This window comes from Bacillus cereus group sp. MS39 (assembly GCF_040448665.1).
In the GTDB taxonomy this organism is placed as follows: Bacteria; Bacillota; Bacilli; order Bacillales; family Bacillaceae_G; genus Bacillus_A; species Bacillus_A wiedmannii.
In genome coordinates, this window is record NZ_CP123058.1 from 5027619 (window position 1) to 5054415 (window position 26797).

Below are 26797 nucleotides of genomic sequence, written 5' to 3' on the forward strand. Positions count from 1 at the left end.
AAATCGATATTCCTTACTAAACCGTCATCTTCCAACTAGATAACGCTAACCAATTCTCCATTTCCTTATAATCGGGCATTATCTTCCCGACAAGACGCCAAAAAGAGCGATCATGATTTAAATGAACCATATGGCACATTTCATGAACAACTACATAATCAATTACTTGCTGTGGTGCCATCGCTAACTTCCAATTAAATGTTAGCTGTAAATTTGAATCACAAGTTCCCCACGTACGACTACTATCTGTAATACGAATAGAACGTGGTTTTGTTTTGAAGTTACTTTGATGCACTTTAATACTCTTCTCTACTAATGACTTACACTGCTTATAGTAAAATCGTTTTAAAGCCTGCTGGACTTTCTCATCCTTAAGCTCTTTCACATAAATATGTAGCTTATTACCTTCAAACACTGCATTGTCTTGCGTAATACTTGCATCTTGAGAAATCTGTATCGGATACGTATTCCCTAAATACAGAAAACCCTCTCCTTGATCATAATCCTTTTCCTGTGGTCCAAGCGCTCGCTCTTGCATTTCCTTACATGTTTTCTGAATCCAATCCCACTTCTCCTCCAGCAACTGGACTAAGTATTCAACAGGTGTCCCTTTCGGAGCCTGCACTTCCACATTTCCGTACGAATCTACAAAAAGACGCACCGACTTTTTCTTTTTATAAGTTATATGAAAATTAATTGTCTCACCTAAATATGTATGTACCATTTCATCACCTAGCATATTATTTTTACAAATAAAAAAGAGTAGGCTACAAACGCCCTACTCTACCTATTATATCATTTGCTGCTTTAACAAACTCATTACCCTCTATACTTTACACCTAATCCCTTAATGAAATTCCTTGCGTATCTATCGCCGCACTCTTTGTAATTTTTATGGCCTTTCTTTCTTAATAGGGCTCCTAATTCTCCCTTTGTTACTATAACGCCTACGCTATCTAATATATCAAGTACATCCTCACTCGTTAAAGATAGTGCAATTTTCATTTTCTTTAGAAGAAGATTATTCGCACTCTCTTTGCTTTGTACAGGTGCCGGTTGTCCTGGTTTCGGATCTTGCTTCCCTCTTTTTAAAGTAATAAATCCATTGAAAAATGCCTCTAACATCATCATATCGCATGTTTTTACGTACTCATCTTCGATTACATCATCATTTTCAGCTTCATGCTGAGGAGCTCTCTTTATTTTTGTAAGCATATCAACTACGTCTTCTTTCGTTACTTCCATACCACCAAGTTTAAAGATTTCTACCATATCTATATCTCTTATATCTAAAGCGTACCTTACTCTTTTTAATATATCGTTGTTGCTCATTGCCATTGTTTTGCCTCCTGAAATGTTAAATATAATAATGCTTTTTAGCATGTATAAATTAATGTCGTCAAATTACTACTTTAACATTTTAGAGGTAGGTTTTGTAGTCTTAGGTGGATTAATGCTTGTGGGGATGATTTTATTTATTATTAAGAGATACTTCTAATAACGAATTTATTGTATTAGAAATTAAGAAAGGTCCTATCGATAGAAACACCTTCAATCAAATACTGTAAAGAGTATTTTAGTTAGTAGTGGGATAGCTCCTTCCTTTGAGGATGATATTAATAAAGCAAAAAAGGATGGGGATTTACTATTAATTAACACACTAAAAAATGGACTAACCTGATATAGGTTAGTCCATTTCTTTTTATGCAACTCTAATTTAGTAGGCAACTCAAACGTAAATGTTACGCAAAATTCAGGTGAAATAGATTGATTATGTTTACTTAGGTTTTACTTTTTATTTGTGGTACGGTTCACCTTAATTAAAATGAAACAGTGTAACTTTCAAAAGTTACACTGTTTCACTACCTTCTACCACATTAACACTCGCCTCAAACTTATCAAGCAACGCACGCACTTCATCAGTCGATTTCGTACTCATCAATTGATTTCTTAGTTCAGCAGCTCCAGGGAAGCCTTTTACATAAATTTTGAAGAAGCGATGTAATCCTGTAATGGAGCGTGGTAGTACTTCTGCATATTGATCTTGAAGATCAAGTTGTAGTCTTAAAAGATCAAGGTGTTCTTTACTGCTATGCTCTCTTGGCTCTTTTTCAAAAGCAAATGGATTTTTAAAGATGCCTCGTCCAATCATTACGCCATCAATACCGTATTTTTCAGCAAGTTCCAGCCCCATTTTACGATCAAGGATGTCTCCATTGATTGTTATTAGCGTATTTGGTGCAATGCGGTCACGTAATTTTTTTATTTCCGGAATTAGTTCCCAGTGCGCATCTACTTGGCTCATTTCTTCTCTTGTACGTAAGTGAATAGAAAGGTTTGCAATATCTTGTTTGAAAATGTGCGTTAACCAATCTTCCCACTCGCTTAACTCTTTAAAGCCAAGTCGTGTTTTTACGCTGACAGGTAGTCCGCCCGCTTTTGCTGCTTGGATAAGTTCTGCCGCAACGTCTGGACGTAGAATAAGGCCACTCCCTTTTCCTCTTGATGCAACGTTCGGTACAGGGCATCCCATATTAATATCGATACCTTTAAATCCTAGCTCTGCCATACCAATACTCATTTGGCGGAAGTATTCAGGGTTATCTCCCCAAATATGTGCCACGATCGGTTGTTCATCTTCTGTGAAAATTAAACGGCCACGTACACTTTTCATACCTTCTGGATGACAATAGCTATCCGAGTTTGTGAACTCTGTGAAGAATACGTCTGGGCTACCAGCTTCACTTACTACGTGACGAAAAACAACGTCTGTCACATCTTCCATTGGTGCAAGTACGAAAAATGGTCGTGGTAAATCACGCCAAAAATTATCTATCATTTCAAATTCAAATCCTCTCACTATGAATACAATTTCAAACTCTCAATTTATAATTTGTGAAAATCAGCAATATTTATTTTAACTAAAATCGCTTATAAATGGTATTTTTGTAAACCAAAAAGCAGATGGTATAGATTTTCCTATATCAACTGCTTTTCTATTATACCAACTTAAGCCAAGCTACACACTCCACATGAGTCGTATGCGGGAACATATCAACAGGTTGTACTTCCTGCGTTTTATATCCGCCTTCTTCTAGTACTTTTAAGTCACGCGCTAATGTTGCTGGGTTACATGATACGTATACGACGCGTTTTGGTTTCATGTCGATGATTGTGTTTAGTAGTGCATCATCACAACCTTTACGCGGTGGATCTACGACCATTGTGTCGGCGATTATGCCTTCTTTGTACCATTTTGGAATAACTACTTCTGCTTCTCCTACACCAAACTCAGCGTTTGTCATGTTGTTTAGTGCTGCGTTTCGGTTTGCGTCTTCGATTGCTTCCGGGACGATTTCAACGCCGTACACTTTTTTCGCTTTTTGCGCTAGGAATAAGGAAATTGATCCAATTCCGCAATAGGCATCAATTACTGTTTCGTTGCCATCTAGTTTTGCATATTCTAACGTTTTATCATATAGCACTTTCGTTTGCTCTGGGTTTACTTGATAGAATGAACGTGCTGAAATTGCAAATTTAATGTCACCGATAAAGTCATAAATGTATTCTGATCCGTACAGTACTGTCGTCGTGTCTCCGAAGATTACGTTTGTACGTTTCGTGTTTACGTTTTGAACAATCGATTTTACTTCTGGGAATTTCGCAGCAATTTCTTCAATGATTGCTTTTTTGTTTGGTAATTCTGCTGTACGAGTAATGAAGACAAGCATAATTTCCCCTGTTACTTGTCCGTGACGAGCCATTACGTGGCGAAGTGTTCCTTTGTTACGCTCTTCGTTGTATGCCGAAATACCGTGTTTTTCACAAATACGCTTTACTTCCTGGATTAATGCATCGTTTTCTTCTGCCTGAATTAAACATGATTCCATATTAATAATGTCATGTGTTCCTTGGCGATAGAAACCAGCGACAAGTCCACCTTCACGTTCTCCAATTGGTACTTGTGCTTTGTTACGGTATACCCATGGGTTCTTCATACCAAGTACAGGGTGCACAGGAACATCGCTTAATCCGCCAATGCGCTGCATAACGTCACGTACTTGTTTTTCTTTCGCTTGTAATTGTCCTTCATATGTTAAGTGCTGAAGCTGACAACCGCCGCACTGATTGTACACTGGGCATTCTGCATCTTTACGATATGGGCTCTCTGTATGAAGCTTCATTAAACGACCGAATGCGAAGTTTTTCTTCACTTTAATAATTTTAATTTGTGCTTCTTCACCTGGTAATCCGTTTTTAACGAAAATAGGATAGCCCTTTACTTTCGCAACACCGGCACCATCATGTGTTAAATCTTCAAATACTACATCTATAAACTCGTTTTTTTCAACTGGTGGCGTCATTTTTATACTCATTTTCCGACCTCTCTTTTTCATAACACTGCGTTACATTTTATCATACTTATATGGTCTATTTCTATCGGAAGAAAAAAAGCTATTGACGATAGTTCTCTGTTAATGTTACGCTACTACTAATTTAATACGGACGATGTTACCTCATATATATTCGATAATATGGATCGAGAGTTTCTACCCGGCAACCTTAAATTGCTGGACTATGGGGAAAACTAATGAATATTAGCCTATGTGCAAAAAAGGACTCATATTGATTAGCTTTCTCTCATAGATGAAAGTGAATCCATATGGGTCTTTTTTTATTTTTATTTTTCTAAAAGGTCAGACATCTTACGTATGACATAAAACCTCTTTGTTTTATTTTTAGTAATATAACGAGCGTTTTATGTACAAACTTTATACGAACTTCTGAAAGGGGCAACTACATGCAATATGTAATGAGCATTATCGGTATTCTTGTCGTTTTAGGTTTATGTTTTGCTTTGTCAAACAACAAAAGTAAAATCAACTTCCGTGCAATTGCTATTATGATTGGTTTTCAAATTTTAATCGGTTGGTTTATGTTTGGCACAAAGATTGGTCAACAAGTCATTATTTTCATTGGTAAAGTTTTCAACAAACTAATTAAACTTGGTACGACAGGTGTCGATTTTCTCTTTAATGGAATTCAAAGAGATTTTGTCTTTTTCTTAAATGTATTATTAATTATCGTATTTTTCTCAGCACTACTTTCTATCTTTAGTTATTTAGGTGTTTTACCATTCATCGTTCGCGTTGTCGGCGGTGCCATTTCAAAAATTACCGGTTTACCACGCGTCGAGTCATTCCACGCAGTAAACTCTGTATTCTTCGGTTCAAGTGAAGCGTTAATCGTTATTAAAAATGATTTACAACATTTTAACAAAAACCGTATGTTTATCATTTGTTGTTCTGCAATGAGTTCCGTTTCTGCTTCTGTTACAGCATCATACGTAATGATGTTAGATGCGAAATATGTACTAGCAGCTCTTCCATTAAACTTATTCTCAAGCTTAATCGTTTGTTCGCTATTAACACCAGTTGATACGAAGAAAGAAGATGAAGTGATTCAAAAATTTGATAGAACTTTATTCGGAGACAGCTTTATCGGCGCAATGATTAACGGTGCGCTTGATGGTTTAAAAGTAGCTGGTATCGTTGCTGCATTAATGATCGCCTTCATCGGTGTGATGGAAGTTGTAAACTACGTAATTAGCGCAGCTTCAGGTGCAATGGGATATGCTGTTACGTTACAACAAATCTTCGGTTATATACTTGCTCCATTCGCATTCTTAATGGGTATTCCAACTCAAGATATTATCCCAGCTGGTGGTATTATGGGTACGAAGATTGTATTAAACGAATTTGTAGCAATTCTTGATTTAAAAGATGTTGCATCAACATTATCTCCACGTACAGTTGGAATCGTTACAGTATTCTTAATTAGCTTCGCAAGTATTAGCCAAATTGGTGCGATTGTCGGTACAATCCGTGCCCTTTCTGAAAAACAAGGAAGCATCGTTTCTAAATTCGGCTGGAAAATGTTATTTGCATCAACACTTGCTTCTATTTTATCTGCAACAATCGCTGGATTGTTTATATAATAAAAAACTCCACCTTACTTCTCCTTTTTCAAAAGGAAATTTAAGTGGAGTTTTTTTACTTTCTTCTATATGTATTTTTATGTAAACTCCACCAGAAAAATATAAAGTGTTTTTCCGAATTATTCCAAAAATGTATTCCCCTCTATATTCTATAGTGATATGATGTACAAGGGTATAATTCAAATTTTTAAAATCGAAAATTTGAGTTAGTGTCACTTATACGAATGATAATTTCAAGACATAAGTGATGATAATTAAAACACAATAGAAGGATGATAGAATGAAAAAATATACATATATCGCTTTACTTTCTTCTGCTATTCTCGTAGGTTGTAACACTAGTAGCACTAGTGATAAACAAATAAAAGAAGCAACGGCGAAACAAACAGTTGAACAAAAAAAAGCGAAAGCGGTTGAACTGCCTTTAACACAAGGGATTATTACATGGGATCCTTATGAATATAACGCACAAAACACCACGCTTTATACCAAAGATTTAAGAGATTCATTCACACAAGTACGTTACAATATTTGGCGTACTGCTGATGGTCCTGAAAGCAAACAAACTTTTACTTCACAAGAAAAAGATCGTGACTTTGCCCTCCCACTACATTTAAAATCATTTCATTTAAAACGTGGCGAATTTCAAATTGAAACAGTAGGAATCAAAGAAGATCATACTGAAACAGATCTAGTAACATCTAAAATTACATTCCAGCAACATGTACCCGTATTAATGTACCATGCGATTGAAAAATACCCTGGACCAAGTGATGGGGATTACGGCTTATACGTACCACCTGAGCAATTCGAAAAGCATATGCAATATTTGAAAGATAACGGTTATACGATGCTTACGTTTGAACGTTGGAATGATATAAATCGTGTAAATAAACCTATTTTTGTAACGATGGATGATGGTCGAAAAAATAATATGAATGCTCTTCATATTTTACAAAAATTAAAGGATGATAGATTCCAACCTACGGCTACTGAATTTCTTACTGCAAATGAGATAGACAAACCAAATCGTCTATCAACAGATGAGATAAAACAAATGATGGATTCAGGCATTTTTTCTATTCAATCGCATACTGCTAATCATACGATGATGGCTCATTCAAGTAATTATGATGAGGAATTACGTAGTTCGAAAGAAAAAATCGAAGCCCTTACTGGTAAAAAAGTCATTGCTCTCGCCTATCCAGTAGGTTCTTATAATGATCCAGCTGTTGAAGAAACAAAAAAACATTATGAATTCGCAGTAACTACTGATCATGGTAATCACATTACAAAAGGGATGCCAAACGAACAGTACTTAATTAAACGCCATTTTGTAGGGCCTAATACATCTATGGAAAAATTCATATCTCTTATAAAGTAAACTTTACTAAAAGACGAAAGAATATTTCTATCGAAAGGCACTAACCTATCTCATAATTAAAAATGATATGATGAACAAGGGTATGTCCCCACCTCTCTTACAGCGGTGGGGATTTTAAATACGTATGCAACATAATACACAATAGAAGGTGATTTTATGAGAAAATACGCAGCAATCGCTTTATGTACGTCTGCCATTCTAGCAGGTTGTAATACTAGCAATGTAAGTCAAGATCCTAAAAAAGAGAAAAAGGTTCAAGAGACTAAGAAACAAGAAGTGACCGTACAAGAACAAGGTAAAATTTCTTATCTTCCTATTACACACGAATCTACAAACACTACTATTCATATGGCAGATATAAAAGATACTTTAGCTGAAGTACAATATAAAATTTGGCGAACTGCTGATGGAAAGGAAACTGCTAAATCTTTGTCTTCTAAAGAAAAGGAAAAGCAATTTTCACTTCCTTTTGACATAAAAGAATTTGAAGGAAAACGCGGTGAGTTTCAAATTGAAGCAATAGGAAGGAAAGAAGATGGGAAAAACATTCCACTCACAAAATCTACTATTACTTTCCAGCAAAAGGTTCCCGTTCTTATGTACCATGCAATCGATGATTATCATGGACAAGGCATTAAAGATTTATTCGTATCACCTGCTAATTTTGAAGCCCAAATGAAATATTTAAAGGACAACGGCTATACATTACTAACTTTTGAACGTTGGGGCGATATTAATAAAGTAAATAAACCTATCTTTGTTACATTTGATGACGGTATGAAAAATAATATGAATGCATTTCATATTTTGCAAAAGCTAAAAGACGATACGTTTAAACCAACAGCAACAGAATATATGATTGTTAATAATGCCGATGCTGACGGATCTCTTTCTACATCCGACATAAAAGAAATGGTTGATTCGGGTATTTTCTCCATGCAATCTCATACTGCAACACATGCAGACTTACCGAAGATTACAAACTATGAAGAAGAATTAAAGGAATCGAAAGAAAAGCTAGAAAAAATAACAGGTAAGCCTGTTATCGCAGTTGCTTATCCATTCGGTCATGTAGATGATAAAGTCGTTGCAGAAACGAAGAAGTATTATCAATTTGCGACGACAACAAAGCCCGGAAAGTTCATTACGAAAGGTGAACCCGATGAGCTGTTAAAAATGAAGCGTGTTCGCATACACAATACGACGACAGTAGAACAATTTGCTTCTTCGATTAAATAACGATCAGAGCTCAATATATTTTGAGCTCTCTTTTTACGCTATATTTATATATATTTTTTGAATTTTCTTGTATTATATATAGTAAGAAATCTTTCAAATTAAAGGAGATTATACATATGTCATTTGAACAAACGTTAGAGAAATATGCTGCTCTTGCAGTCAATGTTGGTGTTAATATTCAACCAGGACAAACATTATCAATTAGTGCACCTCTTGAAGCTGTACAATTTGTACGCCTCGTTACAGAGAAAGCATATAAATCTGGTGCAAAACACGTATATGTTGATTGGAATGATGAAACGTTAACACGCTTAAAGTTCGATCTAGCTCCTGAAGAAGCATTCTCTGAATTCCCTTCTTGGAAAGCACACGCTCGTGAAGAATTAGCAAAAGAAGGCGCTGCATTTATGTCTATTTATGCAGAAAACCCTGATTTATTAAAAGGTGTAGAATCAACGCGTATCGCAGCTGCTCATAAAGTAGCCGGTGAAGCAATGAAAGTATATCGTGATTACGTACAAGCTGATAAAGTAAGCTGGTGTGTCATTTCTGTTCCTACGAAAGAATGGGCTGCGAAAGTATTCCCTGACGTTGCACCAGAAGAACAAGAAGCAAAACTATGGGATGCTATCTTTAAAGCGACTCGCGCTGATTTAGAAAATCCTGTAGAAGCATGGAAAGAACACGATGAAACGTTACATACAAAAGTTGATTACTTAAACGAAAAACATTATAAAGCTCTTCACTATACGGGTCCTGGAACAGATTTAACAATCGAACTTCCAGAAAAGCATGTATGGGCTGGTGCTGGTAGCTTAAATGAAAAGAACATACCATTTATGGCGAACATTCCAACTGAAGAAGTATTTACAATGCCACTTAAAACAGGTGTAAACGGCCAAGTATCTAGTACAAAACCGTTAGCATTTGCAGGTAACATTATCGATAACTTCACGTTAACATTTGAAAACGGACGTATCGTAGACTATAAAGCTGAAACTGGTGAAGAGGCTTTAAAACATTTAGTAGAAACAGATGAAGGTTCTCACTTCTTAGGAGAAGTGGCTTTAGTACCTCATGACTCACCAATTTCAAACACAAATATTTTATTCTACAATACGCTATTTGACGAAAACGCATCTTGCCACCTTGCAATCGGAAGTGCTTATGCATTCAACTTAGTTGGCGGAAAAACAATGTCTAAAGAAGAACTTGCTGAAAACGGAGCAAATACTAGTATTACACACAACGACTTCATGATCGGATCAGCTGAGCTTGATATCGATGGTATTACAGATGACGGAAGACATGAACCAATCTTCCGTAAAGGTAACTGGGCATTTTAATAAAAAACAAAAGGCTATCTCCCGCACCGGAAGATAGCCTTTTATGATGCCGATGAAACCTTAAGTCCAATTACTCCTAAAACAATAAAGAGAATACAAAATGCTTGGAATAAGCTAATGTGCTCTTTAAAAAAATACACGCTAATGATTGTAATAAGTAATGTTCCTACACCAGACCAAATGGCATAAGCGATACTTAAATGAATTTTTTTGACAACGATTGCAAATACGCTGAAACAAATTCCATAAAATACGAAAATCAGTACACTTGGAACGAGCTTTGTTAAACCGTTTGATAATTTCATCGCAATTGTTCCAGCTACTTCAAAAATAATTGTTACGAGTAATAATAGCCAATATACCATACTAGAATCTCCTTCTCTGTTACCTTATAGAGATTCTAGTATACTACTTATAGTCCTAATGAAATATATTTAATTTCTAAATATTCCTCGATACCGAAATGCCCTCCTTCACGGCCAATACCACTTTCTTTAAAGCCACCAAACGGTGCTTGTGCAACTGATGGAAGTCCATCATTTAATCCGATAATACCGTACTCTAATGCCTCGCTAACTTGGAATGCTTGACTAATATCTTTTGTGAAAATATAAGCAGCTAAGCCATATGGTGTATGATTTGCACGTTCGATTACTTCTTCAACCGTTTTAAATTTCGCAACTGGTGCTACTGGTCCGAATGTTTCTTCATTCATACAAAGCATCGTATCGTTCGCCAATCCAATTACAGTTGGTTGCATAAAGTGTCCATCTAGCTCTGCAACCTTTTGGCCACCATATAAAACTGTTCCACCCTTTTGAATAGCATCTTCAATATGTTCCTGTACTTTCGAAACTGCATTCTCGTCAATAAGTGGTCCTACAGTCGTTCCGTCACCAAAGCCGTCTCCTACTTTCAACTGCCCTACTGCCTTTTGAAACTTCTCTGCAAATACTTCATACACTTCTTCCTGAACAAATACTCGGTTTGTACATATACACGTTTGTCCTGCGTTACGGAATTTCGAACCGATTACCGCCTCTACAGCTTTATCTAAGTCCGCATCATTCATAACAATAAACGGCGCGTGACCACCTAACTCAAGTGAAACCTTTTTCATCGTTTGTGCAGCACTAGCCATTAATTCTTTCCCAATCTCAGTTGATCCTGTAAAGGAAACTTTTCGAACACGTCCATCTTCCATCCACGTATCAGCAATTGCTTTCGCACTACCTGTTACAATGTTTATTACACCTTTAGGAATGTCCGCTTCATGGGCTAATTCAGCTAATTTTAACGCAGTTAACGGCGTTTGACTTGCAGGTTTTACAACCGCTGTACATCCTGCTGCAAGCGCTGGAGCTACCTTTCTCGTAATCATAGCAGCCGGGAAATTCCAAGGTGTAATAGCTGCCATAACCCCAACTGGTTGCTTCATAACTAAAATACGTTTATTTGGATGAGAAGCAGGAATCATTTCACCGTATACGCGTTTTCCTTCTTCTGCATACCATTCAACAAAGCTATTTGCATAATTCACTTCACCAAGTGCTTCTGCAAACGGCTTTCCTTGTTCCCTCGTCATGATCGCTGCAATCTCTTCTTTATTTTCATCAATAAGTGTGAACCATTTTTTTAACTTCACTGCACGGTCTGCCGCTGTTAACTTAGACCATGATTTAAAAGCTTCATGAGCAGCATCAACAGCTTGCTTTGCCTCTGTTACCCCGCCCTTTGGTACCGTCGCAAATATTTCCTTCGTTGCTGGATTATTTACTTCGATTTGTTCTTGCAATGTAATCCACTCACCATTTATATACATCGCCTTTTTCTCTACATTTACAAACGTCGCTTTTTTATCCAATGTTTTCTTCCTCCTCTATAAGTTTCTTTATCTTCCTAGTGGCAGCAGATTGACTTATTTTTAAAAACTCCGCTACTTTATAACTCGATCCATATGTTTTATATGCTTTCAAAATAATATTACGTTCTACTTCTTCTAACATTTTATAGAGACTTTGGCCGGACTGTTCAACCGTTGATTCTTGCATCGCTATTGGCAAATCTTCTATCGTAACGATATCATCAGCAGTTATAACAATTCTCTCAATCACATTTTCAATTTCTCTATTATTTCCTTCCCACGGGTAACCAACAAACATTTGTAATGTGCTAGGTGCTAATTTTACATTCCGGCCATATTTCTCGTTAAAGTGCTGTAAATAATGATAAATGAGCGGCAAAATGTCTTCGGTTCTTTCCCTGAGTGGCGGAATTAAAATTGGAATGACATTCAGACGATAATATAAATCTTTCCGGAATGTTCCTTGTTTCACCATCATACTTAAATCTCGATTTGTTGCCGCTACAATTCTAACATCCACTTTTTTTAATTCTCTTCCGCCAATAGGGCGGAACGTTTTTTCTTGCAACACTTGCAAAAGTTTCGCTTGAATTTCAAGTGGCATTTCGCCAATTTCATCTAAGAAAAGAGTTCCTTTATGAGCTGATTCTAATAATCCCTTTTTCCCTTCACGATTCGCACCTGTAAAAGATCCACCTGAGTATCCAAAAAGCTCTGATTCAATTAAATTCGTTGGCAATGCCGCACAATTAATTTCATGGAAACTTTCATTCTTCCTGTTACTCACTTCATGTAAATGACGTACTAATCGACTCTTCCCTACTCCTGTCTCACCTAAAACGAGAACTGTACTATCTACCACGGATACTTTCTTGATTGTCTCGACTATTTTTTGCATAGCGATACTTTTAAAAATAAGTCCTTCATGTTCATATGTTTCTCTTAATTCTTTTTTATATGTTTTTAACTGATTATCCATCTCCTCTACCTTTTGACGTAATTGGTAGAGTTCTGTAAGATCACGAGAATAACTAATTACCCTTCTTAAATTTCCCTCATTATCAAAAACAGGCCTTGTACGAACGTGTAAATACTCTCCTGATTTTGTCGTTTGAACGAGTTCAATCGGTCTCTTTTTTTCAATTACTTCTAACGTTGCCGATGGATAAAAGATACCATCCTTTTGTAGTTCTTTTACATGCTTACCTACTAACTCTTTAGCAGCTAGTTGATAGTGCCTTTCACATGTACTATTTACACGCACAACGATTCCCTTTTCGTCAGTCACAAAAATTTCGTCAAACGCATATTCAAATACATCTTGTAAATCCATTAACACTCGTTCCTTTTCTCCAACCATCCTAGCCACCCCTAACTTCCAATCCATCGATTCACTTCACTACCTTTATTATAAAGTGAATTTTCTGCATTTTATATAGAGTCAGCTAGAATGTTTGCGATTTATTATTTAGCTTTTAAACACGAGCAGTATTTGCTTTCTCATAACAGACTTGCAATGATTCTTCAATTATTGTTAATCCTTCTTCAAGTTGCTCATCTGTAATAACTAATGGCATTAATACACGAATAACATTACCATATGTCCCTGCTGATAGTAGGAGTAATCCGCGTTTATTTGCCTCTGCGCACAAATTAGCTGTTAACGTTTTATCAGGTGCTTTCGTCTTCCGATCTTGAACGAGCTCAAATGCACACATCGCTCCTAAACCACGCACATCACCGATGCAATTATATTTATTTTTCATCTCTTCGAATCGGTTCATTACGACTTTTCCTAATTCTATCGCTCTATCATTTAAATTCTCTCTTTCTATTACATCAAGTACTGCTAACGCTGCCGCACATCCTAGTGGGCTTCCTGCATACGTTCCACCAAGCTCTCCCGGCGCAGATTCATTCATAATTTCCTTGCGCCCAATAACACCACTAATCGGTACACCAGCGCCTAATGATTTAGATACCGTAATTAAATCTGGAACGACATCATAATGATCAATGGCAAAGTATTTTCCTGTACGGCTAAATCCTGTTTGAATTTCATCCGCTACAAATAAGATGCCGTGTTCTGAACAAATATTGCGTACTTCTTGAACAAACTTCTTACTTGGAACGATAAATCCACCTTCCCCTTGAACAGGTTCCATTACAACAGCTGCAATTGTTTCTGGTGCTACTTCTGATATGAAGAAATTCTTAAACTCTTCAATCATATAGTCATCGTACTGCTCTTCAGTTAGTCCTTCTGGGCGACGATATTCGTAAGGGAATGGCGCTTTATATACTTCCGGTGCAAATGGGCCAAATCCAAATTTATATGGTTTTACTTTACTTGTCATCGTCATTGTCATTAATGTACGTCCGTGGAAACCTTTAGAAAATGCGATAATACCAGGTCTTTTTGTATATTTACGAGCGATTTTCACCGCATTCTCAACCGCTTCTGCACCACTATTTAAAAATAGTACTTGCTTATCAAAACTTCCTGGCGCTAATGCCGCAAGTTTTTCTGCTAATTCAATATATGGCTCATACATCATGACATTAAATCCAGTATGAATGTATTGATCTACTTGTTTATGAAGCGCTTCTTTAACAGCTGGATGACAATGTCCTACGTTAATTGTTCCAATTGCTCCCGCGAAATCAATGTACTGATTGCCATCAACATCTGTTACAAGAGCACCATTTGCAGATTGTACAAACGTTGGGATGCCGTTACTTACTCCTTTTGGTACTATATTTTGGCGGCGTTCTAATAAAGACGCTGCTTTCGATCCAGGAATTTGTTCATTTACTTTAGCAAATTTTTTTATGTTCATTACGTACCCCATCCTTTTCTTTACATTGTTTTCTCTTTTCATTGCAAAATGTATGCCAACATTCTTTTCCAACATTCATCCTACATGCCTTCTATGTCGACATAAAAAATAAGTCTATAAAGACTCTTTAAGAGTCTTTATAGACTTATTTTCCTTACACATTAGACTTTCCTTGTTCCCAAATCAACTCACCCGAATGAGAAATAAACTCCCCAACAGATTGTACTACTAAATCCGCAAGTGGTTCTAACGTTTGACGATCTCCTGTACCAGACAGTACTCCGATTGCATAGCAATCGCCACCGTTCTTAGCTAAATACAAATCTGTTGGCGTATCCCCTACGACCGCTACTTCACATGCCTCTAAATGAAACTTTTCACAAAAGGATTCTACAATTCTTTTATCAGGTTTCTGTGCCGGAAACGTATCTGAAGCCACAACATAATCAAAAAAAGATTCTAATTGATATTGTTTTAAAAATAATTCTGTCGGCGCGAAATCATCCGCTGTAACAACACCTAAAATAAATCCTCTATCCTTTAAACCTTGTAAAATTCTCGGTAAATCTGCTGTCATTCTCATATGGGAGCGGTACTCGTACATAAGCGAAAATAATTTTTCACTTACCCACTCATGCATCTCCTCTTCCTTAGATGACGCAATATACTTACAAAGCCCCTTTGCTACATCGAGGCTTGTTCCAGCAGCTATTGCACTACGAGGGTTCACAACCACCCCCTCCACGCCGATTTCTTTTAATAAAGTAGGCTGCATTGACTGTGGAAGTTGATATAATTTTATACATTCAGCCACAAGTTCTTCAGCTACTTTTATCCAAATTGAGTGAAAATCCATTAATGTTCCGTCTTTATCAAATAGTATTGCCTTTACCTTCTCCATAGCATCCTACCTCTCGTTTCTTATCTCCTCCAGTGTATCAATAAAGTATGGATATAAAATAAACGAATTGTAAAAATACCATAAAAATCAAACTAACTTCCAATTTACAATTCCTCTATATAATAAAAAGGATGCCTTTACAGGGCATCCTCTTGTTGTTCAGGAACAAATAGTTCAAGACAATGATATATATTTTCGAATTCCATCGGTGCATCTCCACCGTATTCACCATCTAAGTTAATCATTAGTTTATCTGGTGAATGCACTTTAATTCGATTTGCTTGTGTGTATAGCACTTTTGGGTTATTAATATGTTCACCACGCTGCGCTTGTGTTGCTGCTTTAATTAAGTCAGCGATAGAACCTTTTTTCAGCACTAATAAATCAAATAATCCATCATTAATTGATGCATATGGTGCTACTTTTTCAAAACCGCCCACTGAACGAGTATTCGTAATTAAAAACATCGTAATTTCTTCTTGTAGTAATTTTCCATCATACTCAATTTCAACATATGTTGGATGTAATGACGGTAACATTTCAATACCTTTTAAATAATAAGCAAGTTGTCCTAATACTGTCTTTAGCTTACTTGGTACTTCATATGTTAATTCTGTAATACGGCCGCCACCAGCGATATTAATGAAATATGTATCATTTGCTCTACCAAGATCTAACGGAACTGTTTTTCCTTCACAAATAATATCCGCAGCCTCTTCAATAGCACGAGGTACACCGATCGCACGCGCAAAATCATTGGTCGTTCCAACTGGAATAATTCCAAACTTTGGACGATGTTCATGTCCTACTAAACCGTTCACCACTTCATTTAATGTACCATCACCACCAGCTGCGATAACAACATCAAACTTACGATCCGCAGCTTGCCTAGCTGCCACAGTCGCATCTCCAGGACCAGTTGTCGCATGACAAGACGCTTCATATCCAGCTTGTTCTAATTTTTGTAATACTTCCGGTAAGCTCTTCTTAAATAGCTCGCGCCCAGAAGTAGGATTATAAATAATTCTTGCTCGTTTCATCATTTATTAGCACAGGAAATTTCTTTATATATCAAAAAGAACATACCGAACTTCTATTCAGTATTCCTATGCCTACCTCCTCTCATCTTCCTATCCTTCTTTTATCCCGCTCAAACAGGCAGTAAGAACCCGATTCGTGTAGTCCATCAAAAGTAAATATTCATTTCAATGGTTTTGTTTTATTTGACAAAAAATTTATGTCTATCTATTTCCTCACAACAATTTACATATAACGAATAATAATTATCTATTATTTCATGAGATGAAAAAAAACCTCTATGTCTAGATTTATCATTATTCCCACCTTTTTGCAACTATCATACCATAGTTGCTATACAAACATTTTTCCACTTTTGACAGTTAATCAAACGTTTGTTTAAACGATCTTCTCTCATTTAAACAAACGTTTGATTAACCTAGAAAAACACCCATGTACGGGTGTTTTTCTGCTTAATCTTTAAAAGTTACTACTATTATCGCTTATTAATCTCTTCAAGTAAGATTTTGTTAACAAGCGGCGGATTTGCTTGTCCTTTTGTAGCTTTCATAATTTGACCAACTAAGAAGCCAATTGCACGGTCTTTACCGTTTTTAAAGTCTTCGATAGATTGCTCATTATTATCAAGAATTTCTGTTACAACTTTACGAAGTGTACCCTCGTCAGAAATTTGAACAAGACCTTTCGCTTTAACGATTTCTTCTGGGTCTCCACCTTTTTCAATTAATTCGTTAAATACTTTCTTCGCGATTTTAGAAGAAATTGTACCTTTTTCAATTAATTGAACCATTTTAGATAGACCAGCAGGCGTTAATGCAACGTCTTTTAATTCTTTTTGTTGTTTGTTTAAGTATGCAAGCACTTCACCCATTAACCAGTTTGATGTTAATTTCGCATCAGCACCGTCTGCAATTGCAGCTTCAAAGAAATCAGACATTTCTTTCGTTAATGTTAATACGTGTGCATCATAAGCAGGTAAGCCAATTTCTGCAACGTAGCGAGCTTTACGTGCATCTGGAAGTTCTGGAATCGAAGCACGAATTTCTTCTTTCCACTCATCATCGATGTAAAGTTCAACTAAGTCTGGCTCTGGGAAGTAACGGTAATCGTCAGATCCTTCTTTCACACGCATTAAGATTGTTTTCTTCGTTGCTTCATCATAACGACGTGTTTCTTGTTGGATGATACCACCAGATAACAATTCCTTCTCTTGGCGCACTTGCTCGTGCTCAAGACCTTTTTGTACGTAAGTGAATGAGTTTAAGTTTTTCAGTTCCGCTTTTGTACCGAACTTCTCTTGTCCAACTGGACGAAGGGAAATGTTCGCATCACAACGCAAGGAACCTTCTTCCATCTTACAATCAGATACGCCAGTGTATTGAATGATTGATTTTAACTTCTCTAAGTATGCATATGCTTCTTCTGGCGTACGCATATCTGGCTCAGATACGATCTCGATTAAAGGCATACCTTGACGGTTGTAGTCTACTAATGAACCATCAGCTGTATGCGTTGATTTACCAGCATCTTCTTCTAAATGAAGACGTGTAATACCGATACGTTTCTTTTTACCGTCTACTTCAATTTCAATCCAACCATTTTCACCAATTGGCTTATCGAATTGAGAAATTTGGTAAGCTTTCGGATTATCTGGGTAGAAATAGTTTTTACGGTCGAACTTCGTTTCCGTTGCGATTTCACAGTTTAATGCCATTGCAGCTTTCATTGCAAAGTTAACTGCTTCTTTATTTAAAGTAGGAAGTACCCCTGGGTATCCTAAGTCAATTACACTTGTTTGTGTATTTGGCTCCGCTCCGAATTCTGTTGGACTCGCAGAGAAAATTTTCGAATTTGTTTTTAACTCAACGTGAACCTCTAAACCAATAATTGTTTCTAAATTCATCTATGCTCGCCTCCTTACAGACTTGCTTTTTTTGTATGATAGTCTGTTGCTTGCTCAAACGCATGTGCAACGCGGTAAATTGTCGCTTCATCGAAGTGTTTACCAATGATTTGTAGACCAAGTGGCATGTTGTTAGCACCGAATCCACATGGAACAGAAATCGCTGGAACACCCGCTAAGTTTACTGGGATTGTTAAAATGTCATTTGCATACATTGTCATTGGATCATCAACTTTTTCGCCCACTTTAAATGCCGGAGTTGGCGTTGTTGGTCCAATAATAACATCGTAGTTAGCAAATACATTTTCAAAGTCGTTTTTAATTAATGTACGTACTTGTTGTGCTTTCTTGTAGTACGCATCATAGTAACCAGAGCTAAGTGCAAATGTACCAAGCATAATACGACGTTTTACTTCATCACCAAAACCTTCGCTACGTGTGTTTTTGTAAAGGTCTAATAAATTATTTACATTATCAGAACGAACACCGTAACGTACGCCATCAAAGCGTGAAAGGTTAGCAGATGCTTCAGAAGAAGATAATAAGTAATACGTTGCTAGAGCGTATTTAGAGTGTGGAAGAGATACTTCCTCCCAAGTTGCGCCCATACCTTCTAATACTTTTAAAGCAGCTAGTACTGACTCACGAGCTTCTTCGCCAACACCTTCTCCTAAGTATTCTTTCGGTACAGCAATGCGTAAACCTTTAACGTCGCCTGTTAAACCAGCTAAGTAGTTTCCTACTTCAACGTTAGCAGAAGTTGCATCCATACGGTCAATACCTGAAATAGCTTGTAATAAGTATGCATTATCTTCTACTGTACGTGTAATCGGTCCGATTTGGTCAAGTGAAGATGCGAATGCTACTAATCCGTAACGAGATACGCGTCCGTAAGTTGGTTTTAAACCTACAACGCCGCAATATGCAGCTGGCTGACGGATAGAACCACCCGTATCAGAACCTAGAGAGAATAATACTTCTCCTGCTGCTACAGCTGCTGCAGAACCACCACTAGATCCGCCTGGAACGTAATCTAAGTTCCATGGATTTTTCGTAGCGTAGAAACCTGAGTTTTCATTTGAAGAACCCATTGCGAACTCGTCCATATTTAACTTACCGATTGTAACTGTGTCAGCAGCTTTTAGCTTTTGCACAACTGTTGCATCATAAATTGGATCAAAGTTTGCTAACATTTTGCTCGCACAAGTTGTACGAAGACCGTTAGTTACAATGTTATCTTTTACACCAATTGGCATACCGAATAATAAACCATTATCTTCAGCACCAATTTTTGCGTCTAATTCTTTCGCTTTCGCGCGTGCGTTTTCTTCATCTAATGTAAGAAAAGCTTTTACGTTATCTTCAACATCCGCAATACGTTTGTAAGATTCTTCTACTAAATCCGTAACGGAAATTTCTTTGTTGTTTAATTTCTTATGTAACTCTGATACTGAATGATCAAATAATGACATCGAAATTCCCCTCCTCTATTCTAATACTGCTGGAACACGGATTTGATTATCTTTGTGATCCGGTGCATTTTTTAATACTTCTTCAACTGGTAAACCTTTTTCTGGTACATCTTCACGCATAACATTTTTCATAGTTAATACATGAGTTGTTGGTTTTACATCAGTTGTATCTAATTCATTTAACTGTTCTGCAAATGTAACAATTGCATCTAGTTGTTTTTGAAATTTTTCAGCTTCTTGATCAGTAATTGCAAGACGTGCTAAATGTGCTACGTGCTTTACATTCTCAACGGAAATTCTTGACACGGCTAGGCCACCTCCATAATATATCGTTCAATCTACAATACTATTGATGATACCAAATTTTCAGTACTTCAAGCAAGTCAACACACGGCACTTACTGCATTTTTACATAAAAAAAGAAAGGCAATTGCCTTTCTTTACAATTTACTCCTTATCTACCGGTTTATTTTTCGGAAATCTCTCGTTATCTTCTTCATTATCACGAATTGTTTTTTGTAATACAAAACAAGACATCGTTAAAAATAATGTGCCTAATAAATAGTACCCTTTTACACTAAGCGTTTCATCTAACGTATAAATTCCAATTAGCATACCTGAAAGCGCGCAAACAAATGAAGTCCATGCTAAAAACGTGAACGCTTGCGTATTACGTCTTCTCATTGTTCTCCCCCTCGTTAGCTGTGCATCCATTATAGATAAGTATATTTACCATGATGGATTTTTATGTAAATTCTAGTTTTATATTTATAAATCTACCATTTCAAAGTAAGTTTTCTGTCTAATCCGAAAAAACAATCAAAACTATTGACATTTATTTCAATTCTGCATAAAATAAAAACAAATATTACGAACCTCGAAATATACGGGAGTGGAAATAATTGTTGCAATATGAACATTTTTTAGACTTACTGCTTGATAACGCCAAGAAACTTTTTTATCCTGAAGAATGGGTAAGCCTAGATTTAACACTTTCTAAAACAGAAGTATTTTGTTTACTTTGGATGGAGCGAAATACAGATATTACAATGACAAAAATTGCTGACCTTCTTGATATACCGATGAGTACAACGACAGGTGTTGTAAATCGCCTCGTAAAAAAGGGATATATTGAAAGGTACCGTGATGAAAACGACCGACGCATTGTATTAATTCGTTTAACAGAAAACGGCGTAACGCTCGTCCAAGAAGTAAAACAAAATGCAGCCCATTACTTTAACCTAGTGACAGAAGCATTATCAGAAGAAGAAAAGGCATTCTTACTACAAATCTTCCAAAAGATCATGAATCACATCGCTACGTCACAGCAAAAAACAGAAGAAAAGGTTTCTACACCTAAAATGAAAAACATTCCGATTGAATAAAACCCTAGTTGGGTTTTTATTCAACATTTTATTTCGGCATTCGTAATATTCGATACTCGAAACAAAGGGGATAGAATAATGAGAATTATTTTGTATACAGGTAAAGGCGGCGTAGGAAAAACTAGCATTTCAGCAGCAACAGCACTTCAAAGCGCAAAACAAGGATTAAAAACATTAGTAATGAGTACAGATCCTGCTCATAGTTTAGGAGATTCATTTGGTATAAAGCTATCTTCTGAGCCATTAGAAATTCGTGAAAATTTGTGGGCACAAGAAATTAATACGATTTATGAGATGGAAAAAGGCTGGGGGAAATTACAGAAATATATTACGCTACTCTTCACCTCCAAAGCAGCTGATGATATTACAACAGAAGAATTAACGATGTTTCCTGGTATGGAAGATTTAATTCGCTTACTTCGCGTACTCGATTATTATAAACAAAACACATATGATGTTATTATCATTGATTGTGCTCCAACAGGAGAAACATTAGCAATGCTCAGCTTCCCAGACATGCTCGGCTGGTGGATGGAAAAACTCTTTCCTATTAAAAGAAAAGTTTTAAAAGTTGTTCGTCCTGTAGCTCAACCACTTCTTGGTGTCCCCCTTCCAACCGATGATATTATGGACGAATTAACGAATACACTTGAACAGCTCGGAGAAATGAGAGATATTTTATCAAATCGAGAAATAACAAGTATCCGCATCGTTGTAAATCCCGAAAAAATGGTCATTAAAGAAGCTCAGCGTAGCTTTACGTATTTAAATTTATACGATTATAACGTAGATGCCATTATGATTAACCGCGTCATCCCTAACACTGTCACCGATCCTTATTTTCAAGCATGGAAAGATACTCAAAAAAAATATAAAACATTAATTCAAAATAGTTTTCAGCCGCTTCCTATTTACGAAGCTCCTATGTTTGAACAAGAAGTTGTCGGTTTGTCCATGTTAGAGCGTGTAGGAGACGCTTTATTTAAATCAGATTCTTCCCCTACGGAAGTGAAATTTAACGGGCGCACTCAATATGTAAAAAAAGATGGCGATGAGTATATTTTCGTTCTCTCCATTCCCTTCTCAAACAAAAGTGAACTTTCATTAAATCAAAAAGGTGATGAACTTATCATTTGTTCAGGTTCTGTGAAACGGAACATCACATTACCAAAAACGTTAACACACCTTTCTATTCAAGGAGCTAAGTTCGAAGAAGATGTACTAAATATTCGGTTTGGAGGTGTAGTACATGCATGAGGAACTACTAAGAAAGGTAATTCGTACAAAAATAAAAGTCGGTATGAATATATTAGAAGAGTTACCTACCCCAATCCAACAATCAGCTAAGCAAATACTAAATATTTTGCAAGAGGAGCTAGCTGCTTATCCGAAAGAACAAGAGCATCATGAGGATAATTTAAAAAGTATCGTAATCGAATAACCACAAAAAAATAGACCAGGAAAACTCCTGGTCCATCACTCTACTTAACAAACATTGGATTCTACGTTATACAGAATTGGAAGGTACAGAATTAGGGTTTTGTTTGTTAAGTAGATTATATGTTGAACGAGCTAACAGCGGAGGGGGTCCTTCTGCTAGTCCGTTAAACTCAATCATTATTTTACGATTTTTTCAAGCTCATCAAGTGAAAGATCTACTGAAATGGAACCATCATTTGTTTCTTTCTTAATTGCATCTGTTACTTCTTTTGAATGATATAGTTCAATTACTTTTTTCAGTGTTGGATCATCTTTATCTTTCGTACGAGCTGCGAAAATATTAATATATGGCTTCGCATTTTCATTCTTTGGATCTTCTAAGAAAATTGGATCCTTCGCTGGATCTAATCCAGCTTGACCAGCAACACCGTTATTAATAACTGAAGCTGCAACATCTTTTAATACACGAGGTGTTTGCTGTGCGATAACCGGTGTAATTTTTAACTTCTTCGGATTTTCAGCAATGCCGCTTGGATCTCCGAATAAGCCAAAGTCTTTCTTAAGCTTTAATAATCCAGCTGCATCAAGAAGTTTTAATGCACGAGCTTGGTTCGTTGGATCATTTGGAATCGCAATTTCTGAACCATCTGGAATTTCATTTGCCTTCTTATATTTTTCAGAGTATAAGCCCATTGGTGCAATTTGCGTTGTACCAACAGCTGTAATATCTAACTTATGCTCTTTTTTAAATTGCTCTAAGAAAGCAACGTGCTGGAATGAGTTTAGTTCAATATCTCCATCAGCTAACGCTTTATTTGGCGTTGTGTAATCAGAGAACTCAACCAGTTTAATTTTAATTCCCTCTTTTTCAGCTTTTTTCTTTAAAATTTCCCAAGCGTCTCCATCTGTTCCGGTTACGCCAACGCGAACTACTTTCTCTTTTGCTCCTGCCCCCGTGTCTCCACTTGAGCAGCCGCTTAACGCTGAAATTCCTACAATCGCTGATAATGCAAATGCTAAAATTTTCTTCATTTTCTTTTCCCCTCTTCCTTTTTATGATCTGCGTAAAAAGACTTTCGCAAAGTAGTTTCCTAAATTTTGAGCTACCTGTACAAGAATAATAAGTAAAACGACCGTTACGAACATAACTGATGTATCAAAACGTTGATAACCATATGTCATCGCTAAGTCACCAAGACCGCCACCACCGACAAGCCCAGCAACTGCAGAAAATTCAATTAAACCAACTGTCATAAACGTAACACCTAAAATCAATGGCGCTAACGCTTCTGGCACAAGGATTTCAAAAACAATTCTAATTGGTGAAGCCCCCATCGCTTGAGCTGCTTCAATGACTCCCTTTGGAACTGAAACAAGATTTGTTTCAACCATTCTAGCAATACCGATTGATGCAACTAACGTCATCGGAAAGATTGCTGCTGCTGTTCCAATCGTCGTTCCGATAACACTTCTTGTTAGTGGGCTTAAAGCTACTAAGAAGATAATGAATGGAACCGGACGAATTGTGTTAATAATGATATTAAGAATAGAAAAGACCCATTTATTTTCTAAAAAGTTCCCTTTTCTCGTTACATATAACAGTAAACCTAGAGGTATACCAAGAATTGTAGCAAATATAAGGGTTACAATTACCATTAAGAGGGTATCCCCCGTCGCATCTACTATGCGGGGCCAAAATATACTCCAATCAACTCGCATGAGCTTTTACCTCCTTCAGCTGCACTTGTAGTCGTAGATGTTGTAATGCTTTTTGAATTTCTTTCTGCTCACCTTGCAGTTCTACAAGTAGATTTCCAAATAGCACATTTTGAAGTTCAATAATATTTCCGTACAGTACGTTTACATCGACGTTATAGTTTTTCGCGATATATGATAGTACCGGCTGCCCTGTCTCTTCACCAGTAAATGTTAAGCGATAAATTTGTCCACCATTTTGAATTTTCCCTAGAACACTTTCCGGTAAATGATCATTAATAATGGAGCGTACAAAGTTTTGAGTTGTCTTTGTTTTTGGTTGTGTGAAAACGTCAAATAGTTTTCCTTCTTCAATAACCTTTCCCTTCTCCATTACAGCTACACGGTGACAAATTTCTTTCACAACATGCATTTCATGTGTAATGAGTAGAATCGTTACATTGTATTCTCGATTTACTTTCTTTAATAAGTTCAGAATCTCTGTCGTTGTTTCTGGATCTAAAGCTGATGTTGCCTCATCACATATAAGAATGTCTGGCGATGTTGCAAGTGCTCTAGCAATGCCAACACGTTGTTTTTGACCACCTGATAGTTGCTCTGGATAATAGTTTGCTTTATCTTCTAATCCTACAAACTTCAGCAGTTCATTTACTCTTTCTTTTATCTCATTCTTTGGTACTTTCGCTAACCTTAATGGATAAGCAATATTCCCAAACACTGTTCTTGAATTAAATAAATTAAAACTTTGAAAAATCATCCCGATTCTTTGTCTTAGCTTCCGTAATTCTTTCGTCGATAAAGATGTAATATCTTTATCATCTATTGAAATCGTTCCTGCCGTTGGTCTCTCTAACATATTTACTAGGCGTAATAACGTACTCTTTCCAGCGCCACTAAAACCGATGATACCGAAAATTTCGCCCTTCCCAACTGATAATGTTACATCCTCCACCGCATGAACAGATTGCCCACCTGATTCATATAATTTACTTACGTTGTTAAAAGAAATCATTTTCTTCCCTCCTATATGCTGTAAAAACTTGAAGTAGAGCTTTCGAGGTAAAATAAAAAGTGCTCTCCTTCTTATCAACCATAAAGATAAGAAGGAGAGCACTTATATGTACTCGTTCACATCTTCTCATCTTCCAAGCCTTTTATAAGGCTTGCTGGAGTTAGCACGGTATTAAAAAACCCGTTGCTGAGGTATCGTAGGGCCAGTCCCTCCACCTCTCTGGATAAGAATGTATCGATTTAATTGTCGTTTAATTAATTCTCATTATAGAACTCAGAATAATAAGAGTCAATACATTTTTTAGAAAAATATTAATTATTCCTCTATTAAAATTTTCAAATAAAAAATCACATACAATAATGATTTTTAAAGTTATGTTAAATTCTCCTCCTTCATATTTTTTAAAAGGAGAATCCTTTCTATAAATTGAATACCATTATTTGAATATGAAATCGGAGGAAGATGAATATATGAAAACAGCTCTTTTACTCGTTGATATTCAAAATGATTATTTTCCACATGGAAAGATGGAATTGCGTAATCCAGTAGAAGCAAGCCAATATGCTAGTCAGCTGCTACAACTCTTTAGAACGAAAAACGAACCTATTTTTCATATCCAACATGTAGCAATAAAAGATGACGCTACTTTTTTCCTACCCAATACAGAAGGTGTACATATTCATGAAAGCGTACGTCCACTTAGAGAAGAAACCGTTATACTCAAACATTATCCAAATAGTTTTCGCGAAACTGATCTTCTAGAACAATTACAACGTTTAAACATTGAGCACGTCATCATATGCGGGATGATGACTCATATGTGTATTGATGCTACCGTAAGGGCTGCTTTTGATTTCGGCTTTCCATGTACCGTTATACATGATGCTTGTGCTACAAAAGATCTTTCTTTTAAGAATGCTACTATACCGGCCGTTTATATTCATAACACAATTTTGGCTAGTTTAAATGGAGTATATGCAACTGTAATGAGTACAGAGGAGTTTTTGGCTACAAAAAAACACTCCCTTCAGTGAGCAAAACCGAAAAGAGTGTTTCTTGTCAAACCATAGATTTTCTTTCAAATTGTATTATACAGGAAATCCTTAAAATGAATACTAAAAAATATGACTAATAAGTCAACTTTTCTCGTTGTTTTGTTTCTATTTACATGTTTATCCCGATATTAATAAGGTTTAGCTAGTTCTAAGTACCGAATGGTAATATACGGTACTTAGAACTGGTTTCTCCTATCAAAAACG

The 26797-nt window shown here is 36.5% G+C and carries 25 protein-coding genes and 2 riboswitches; of the genes, 8 read left to right on the top strand and 17 right to left on the bottom strand.

From position 1 onward, the window contains the following. Window positions 1-16: 16 nt before the first annotated feature. The 4 genes from QEP67_RS25995 to rlmD form a co-directional block, all read right to left on the bottom strand. Window positions 17-724 carry a SprT family zinc-dependent metalloprotease gene (locus QEP67_RS25995; protein WP_000233743.1) on the bottom strand — a complete coding sequence of 236 codons (708 nt, stop codon included), beginning with the start codon at window positions 722-724 and terminating at the stop codon, window positions 17-19. A 95-nt stretch (window positions 725-819) separates the two neighbouring features. Then, on the bottom strand, window positions 820-1338 hold the full coding sequence (locus tag QEP67_RS26000; protein ID WP_001251725.1) for a DUF1456 family protein: 519 nt from the start codon (window positions 1336-1338) through the stop codon (window positions 820-822). A gap of 511 nt (window positions 1339-1849) precedes the next feature. Further along, window positions 1850-2839: a tRNA-dihydrouridine synthase gene (locus QEP67_RS26005; protein ID WP_000566697.1), complete on the bottom strand. Its 990-nt coding sequence runs from the start codon at window positions 2837-2839 to the stop codon at window positions 1850-1852. 160 nt (window positions 2840-2999) lie between these two features. Next, a complete protein-coding gene (gene rlmD, locus QEP67_RS26010; RefSeq protein WP_353706476.1) occupies window positions 3000-4376 on the bottom strand; it encodes a 23S rRNA (uracil(1939)-C(5))-methyltransferase RlmD in 1377 nt (458 codons plus the stop codon). Between the two features lie 121 nt (window positions 4377-4497). Further along, a riboswitch (purine riboswitch) is annotated at window positions 4498-4599 on the top strand. 202 nt (window positions 4600-4801) lie between these two features. On the opposite strand from rlmD, the gene QEP67_RS26015 reads away from it, so the two are divergent. From QEP67_RS26015 to QEP67_RS26030, 4 genes are all read left to right on the top strand, one after another. After that, on the top strand, window positions 4802-5998 hold the full coding sequence (locus QEP67_RS26015; protein ID WP_001200508.1) for a nucleoside transporter C-terminal domain-containing protein: 1197 nt from the start codon (window positions 4802-4804) through the stop codon (window positions 5996-5998). A gap of 280 nt (window positions 5999-6278) precedes the next feature. After that, entirely contained in the window at window positions 6279-7382 is a 1104-nt protein-coding gene (locus QEP67_RS26020; RefSeq protein ID WP_000760994.1) for a polysaccharide deacetylase family protein, read from the top strand. 156 nt (window positions 7383-7538) lie between these two features. Beyond that, window positions 7539-8621 (top strand): polysaccharide deacetylase family protein, encoded by a 1083-nt coding sequence (locus QEP67_RS26025; RefSeq protein ID WP_001233726.1) that lies wholly within the window; start codon window positions 7539-7541, stop codon window positions 8619-8621. A 116-nt stretch (window positions 8622-8737) separates the two neighbouring features. Then, a complete protein-coding gene (locus QEP67_RS26030; protein WP_000007377.1) occupies window positions 8738-9967 on the top strand; it encodes an aminopeptidase in 1230 nt (409 codons plus the stop codon). Between the two features lie 41 nt (window positions 9968-10008). On the opposite strand, the gene QEP67_RS26035 is transcribed toward QEP67_RS26030, so the two are convergent. The 10 genes from QEP67_RS26035 to QEP67_RS26080 form a co-directional block, all read right to left on the bottom strand. Beyond that, window positions 10009-10332: a multidrug efflux SMR transporter gene (locus QEP67_RS26035; RefSeq protein ID WP_000263262.1), complete on the bottom strand. Its 324-nt coding sequence runs from the start codon at window positions 10330-10332 to the stop codon at window positions 10009-10011. A 47-nt stretch (window positions 10333-10379) separates the two neighbouring features. Next, window positions 10380-11831: an NADP-dependent succinate-semialdehyde dehydrogenase gene (gabD, locus tag QEP67_RS26040; RefSeq protein ID WP_048567193.1), complete on the bottom strand. Its 1452-nt coding sequence runs from the start codon at window positions 11829-11831 to the stop codon at window positions 10380-10382. Beyond that, window positions 11824-13191 carry a sigma 54-interacting transcriptional regulator gene (locus tag QEP67_RS26045; protein ID WP_000232669.1) on the bottom strand — a complete coding sequence of 456 codons (1368 nt, stop codon included), beginning with the start codon at window positions 13189-13191 and terminating at the stop codon, window positions 11824-11826. The genes gabD and QEP67_RS26045 overlap by 8 nt, the downstream gene beginning before the upstream one ends. Before the next feature lie 115 nt (window positions 13192-13306). Beyond that, on the bottom strand, window positions 13307-14671 hold the full coding sequence (gene gabT / locus QEP67_RS26050; RefSeq protein ID WP_033658915.1) for a 4-aminobutyrate--2-oxoglutarate transaminase: 1365 nt from the start codon (window positions 14669-14671) through the stop codon (window positions 13307-13309). 154 nt (window positions 14672-14825) lie between these two features. Next, on the bottom strand, window positions 14826-15572 hold the full coding sequence (locus QEP67_RS26055; RefSeq protein ID WP_000416639.1) for an HAD family hydrolase: 747 nt from the start codon (window positions 15570-15572) through the stop codon (window positions 14826-14828). 137 nt (window positions 15573-15709) lie between these two features. Next, on the bottom strand, window positions 15710-16615 hold the full coding sequence (locus tag QEP67_RS26060) for a diacylglycerol kinase (protein WP_000977669.1): 906 nt from the start codon (window positions 16613-16615) through the stop codon (window positions 15710-15712). A 470-nt stretch (window positions 16616-17085) separates the two neighbouring features. Further along, on the bottom strand, window positions 17086-18513 hold the full coding sequence (gene gatB, locus QEP67_RS26065) for an Asp-tRNA(Asn)/Glu-tRNA(Gln) amidotransferase subunit GatB (RefSeq protein WP_001047687.1): 1428 nt from the start codon (window positions 18511-18513) through the stop codon (window positions 17086-17088). A gap of 14 nt (window positions 18514-18527) precedes the next feature. After that, window positions 18528-19985 carry an Asp-tRNA(Asn)/Glu-tRNA(Gln) amidotransferase subunit GatA gene (gene gatA / locus QEP67_RS26070; protein WP_000051449.1) on the bottom strand — a complete coding sequence of 486 codons (1458 nt, stop codon included), beginning with the start codon at window positions 19983-19985 and terminating at the stop codon, window positions 18528-18530. A gap of 15 nt (window positions 19986-20000) precedes the next feature. Further along, on the bottom strand, window positions 20001-20291 hold the full coding sequence (gene gatC, locus QEP67_RS26075; RefSeq protein WP_000086999.1) for an Asp-tRNA(Asn)/Glu-tRNA(Gln) amidotransferase subunit GatC: 291 nt from the start codon (window positions 20289-20291) through the stop codon (window positions 20001-20003). A gap of 141 nt (window positions 20292-20432) precedes the next feature. After that, window positions 20433-20669 (bottom strand): YiaA/YiaB family inner membrane protein, encoded by a 237-nt coding sequence (locus tag QEP67_RS26080; protein WP_001254397.1) that lies wholly within the window; start codon window positions 20667-20669, stop codon window positions 20433-20435. Between the two features lie 218 nt (window positions 20670-20887). Here QEP67_RS26080 and QEP67_RS26085 point away from each other — a divergent pair, with 218 nt between their 5' ends. From QEP67_RS26085 to QEP67_RS26095, 3 genes are all read left to right on the top strand, one after another. Next, a complete protein-coding gene (locus tag QEP67_RS26085; protein WP_000942488.1) occupies window positions 20888-21370 on the top strand; it encodes a MarR family transcriptional regulator in 483 nt (160 codons plus the stop codon). 75 nt (window positions 21371-21445) lie between these two features. Continuing rightward, complete coding sequence (locus tag QEP67_RS26090; protein WP_080483068.1) at window positions 21446-22627, top strand: ArsA family ATPase; 1182 nt, start codon at window positions 21446-21448, stop codon at window positions 22625-22627. Beyond that, the gene (locus tag QEP67_RS26095; protein WP_000544095.1) at window positions 22620-22811 is read left to right on the top strand and encodes a DUF3926 domain-containing protein; all 192 of its coding nucleotides are present in this window, start codon (window positions 22620-22622) and stop codon (window positions 22809-22811) included. The genes QEP67_RS26090 and QEP67_RS26095 overlap by 8 nt, the downstream gene beginning before the upstream one ends. 176 nt (window positions 22812-22987) lie before the next feature. On the opposite strand, the gene QEP67_RS26100 is transcribed toward QEP67_RS26095, so the two are convergent. Genes QEP67_RS26100 through QEP67_RS26110 form a run of 3 tightly spaced genes read right to left on the bottom strand, consistent with a single transcriptional unit; the run spans window position 22988 to window position 25538 of the window. After that, window positions 22988-23842 carry a MetQ/NlpA family ABC transporter substrate-binding protein gene (locus tag QEP67_RS26100; RefSeq protein WP_000721586.1) on the bottom strand — a complete coding sequence of 285 codons (855 nt, stop codon included), beginning with the start codon at window positions 23840-23842 and terminating at the stop codon, window positions 22988-22990. 21 nt (window positions 23843-23863) lie between these two features. Next, complete coding sequence (locus tag QEP67_RS26105) at window positions 23864-24529, bottom strand: methionine ABC transporter permease (protein ID WP_001261881.1); 666 nt, start codon at window positions 24527-24529, stop codon at window positions 23864-23866. Next, window positions 24519-25538, bottom strand: a complete 1020-nt coding sequence (locus QEP67_RS26110) for a methionine ABC transporter ATP-binding protein (RefSeq protein WP_000622963.1) — start codon at window positions 25536-25538, stop codon at window positions 24519-24521. Before QEP67_RS26110 ends, QEP67_RS26105 begins: the two co-directional genes overlap by 11 nt. 123 nt (window positions 25539-25661) lie before the next feature. Then, window positions 25662-25768, bottom strand: a riboswitch (SAM riboswitch). A 240-nt stretch (window positions 25769-26008) separates the two neighbouring features. On the opposite strand from QEP67_RS26110, the gene QEP67_RS26115 reads away from it, so the two are divergent. Continuing rightward, window positions 26009-26572: a cysteine hydrolase family protein gene (locus QEP67_RS26115; protein ID WP_002108858.1), complete on the top strand. Its 564-nt coding sequence runs from the start codon at window positions 26009-26011 to the stop codon at window positions 26570-26572. Window positions 26573-26797 lie beyond the last annotated feature (225 nt).

Excerpts from the sequence above, each read along its gene's own strand:
- QEP67_RS25995 (WP_000233743.1), bottom strand. The coding sequence starts at position 724 with ATGGTACATACATATTTAGGTGAGACAATTAATTTTCATATAACTTAT.
- QEP67_RS26000 (WP_001251725.1), bottom strand. The coding sequence starts at position 1,338 with ATGGCAATGAGCAACAACGATATATTAAAAAGAGTAAGGTACGCTTTA.
- QEP67_RS26005 (WP_000566697.1), bottom strand. The coding sequence starts at position 2,839 with ATGATAGATAATTTTTGGCGTGATTTACCACGACCATTTTTCGTACTT.
- rlmD (WP_353706476.1), bottom strand. The coding sequence starts at position 4,376 with ATGAGTATAAAAATGACGCCACCAGTTGAAAAAAACGAGTTTATAGAT.
- QEP67_RS26015 (WP_001200508.1), top strand. The coding sequence starts at position 4,802 with ATGCAATATGTAATGAGCATTATCGGTATTCTTGTCGTTTTAGGTTTA.
- QEP67_RS26020 (WP_000760994.1), top strand. The coding sequence starts at position 6,279 with ATGAAAAAATATACATATATCGCTTTACTTTCTTCTGCTATTCTCGTA.
- QEP67_RS26025 (WP_001233726.1), top strand. The coding sequence starts at position 7,539 with ATGAGAAAATACGCAGCAATCGCTTTATGTACGTCTGCCATTCTAGCA.
- QEP67_RS26030 (WP_000007377.1), top strand. The coding sequence starts at position 8,738 with ATGTCATTTGAACAAACGTTAGAGAAATATGCTGCTCTTGCAGTCAAT.
- QEP67_RS26035 (WP_000263262.1), bottom strand. The coding sequence starts at position 10,332 with ATGGTATATTGGCTATTATTACTCGTAACAATTATTTTTGAAGTAGCT.
- QEP67_RS26045 (WP_000232669.1), bottom strand. The coding sequence starts at position 13,191 with ATGGTTGGAGAAAAGGAACGAGTGTTAATGGATTTACAAGATGTATTT.
- gabT (WP_033658915.1), bottom strand. The coding sequence starts at position 14,671 with ATGAACATAAAAAAATTTGCTAAAGTAAATGAACAAATTCCTGGATCG.
- QEP67_RS26055 (WP_000416639.1), bottom strand. The coding sequence starts at position 15,572 with ATGGAGAAGGTAAAGGCAATACTATTTGATAAAGACGGAACATTAATG.
- QEP67_RS26060 (WP_000977669.1), bottom strand. The coding sequence starts at position 16,615 with ATGATGAAACGAGCAAGAATTATTTATAATCCTACTTCTGGGCGCGAG.
- gatB (WP_001047687.1), bottom strand. The coding sequence starts at position 18,513 with ATGAATTTAGAAACAATTATTGGTTTAGAGGTTCACGTTGAGTTAAAA.
- gatA (WP_000051449.1), bottom strand. The coding sequence starts at position 19,985 with ATGTCATTATTTGATCATTCAGTATCAGAGTTACATAAGAAATTAAAC.
- QEP67_RS26080 (WP_001254397.1), bottom strand. The coding sequence starts at position 20,669 with ATGAGAAGACGTAATACGCAAGCGTTCACGTTTTTAGCATGGACTTCA.
- QEP67_RS26095 (WP_000544095.1), top strand. The coding sequence starts at position 22,620 with ATGCATGAGGAACTACTAAGAAAGGTAATTCGTACAAAAATAAAAGTC.
- QEP67_RS26100 (WP_000721586.1), bottom strand. The coding sequence starts at position 23,842 with ATGAAGAAAATTTTAGCATTTGCATTATCAGCGATTGTAGGAATTTCA.
- QEP67_RS26105 (WP_001261881.1), bottom strand. The coding sequence starts at position 24,529 with ATGCGAGTTGATTGGAGTATATTTTGGCCCCGCATAGTAGATGCGACG.
- QEP67_RS26110 (WP_000622963.1), bottom strand. The coding sequence starts at position 25,538 with ATGATTTCTTTTAACAACGTAAGTAAATTATATGAATCAGGTGGGCAA.
- QEP67_RS26115 (WP_002108858.1), top strand. The coding sequence starts at position 26,009 with ATGAAAACAGCTCTTTTACTCGTTGATATTCAAAATGATTATTTTCCA.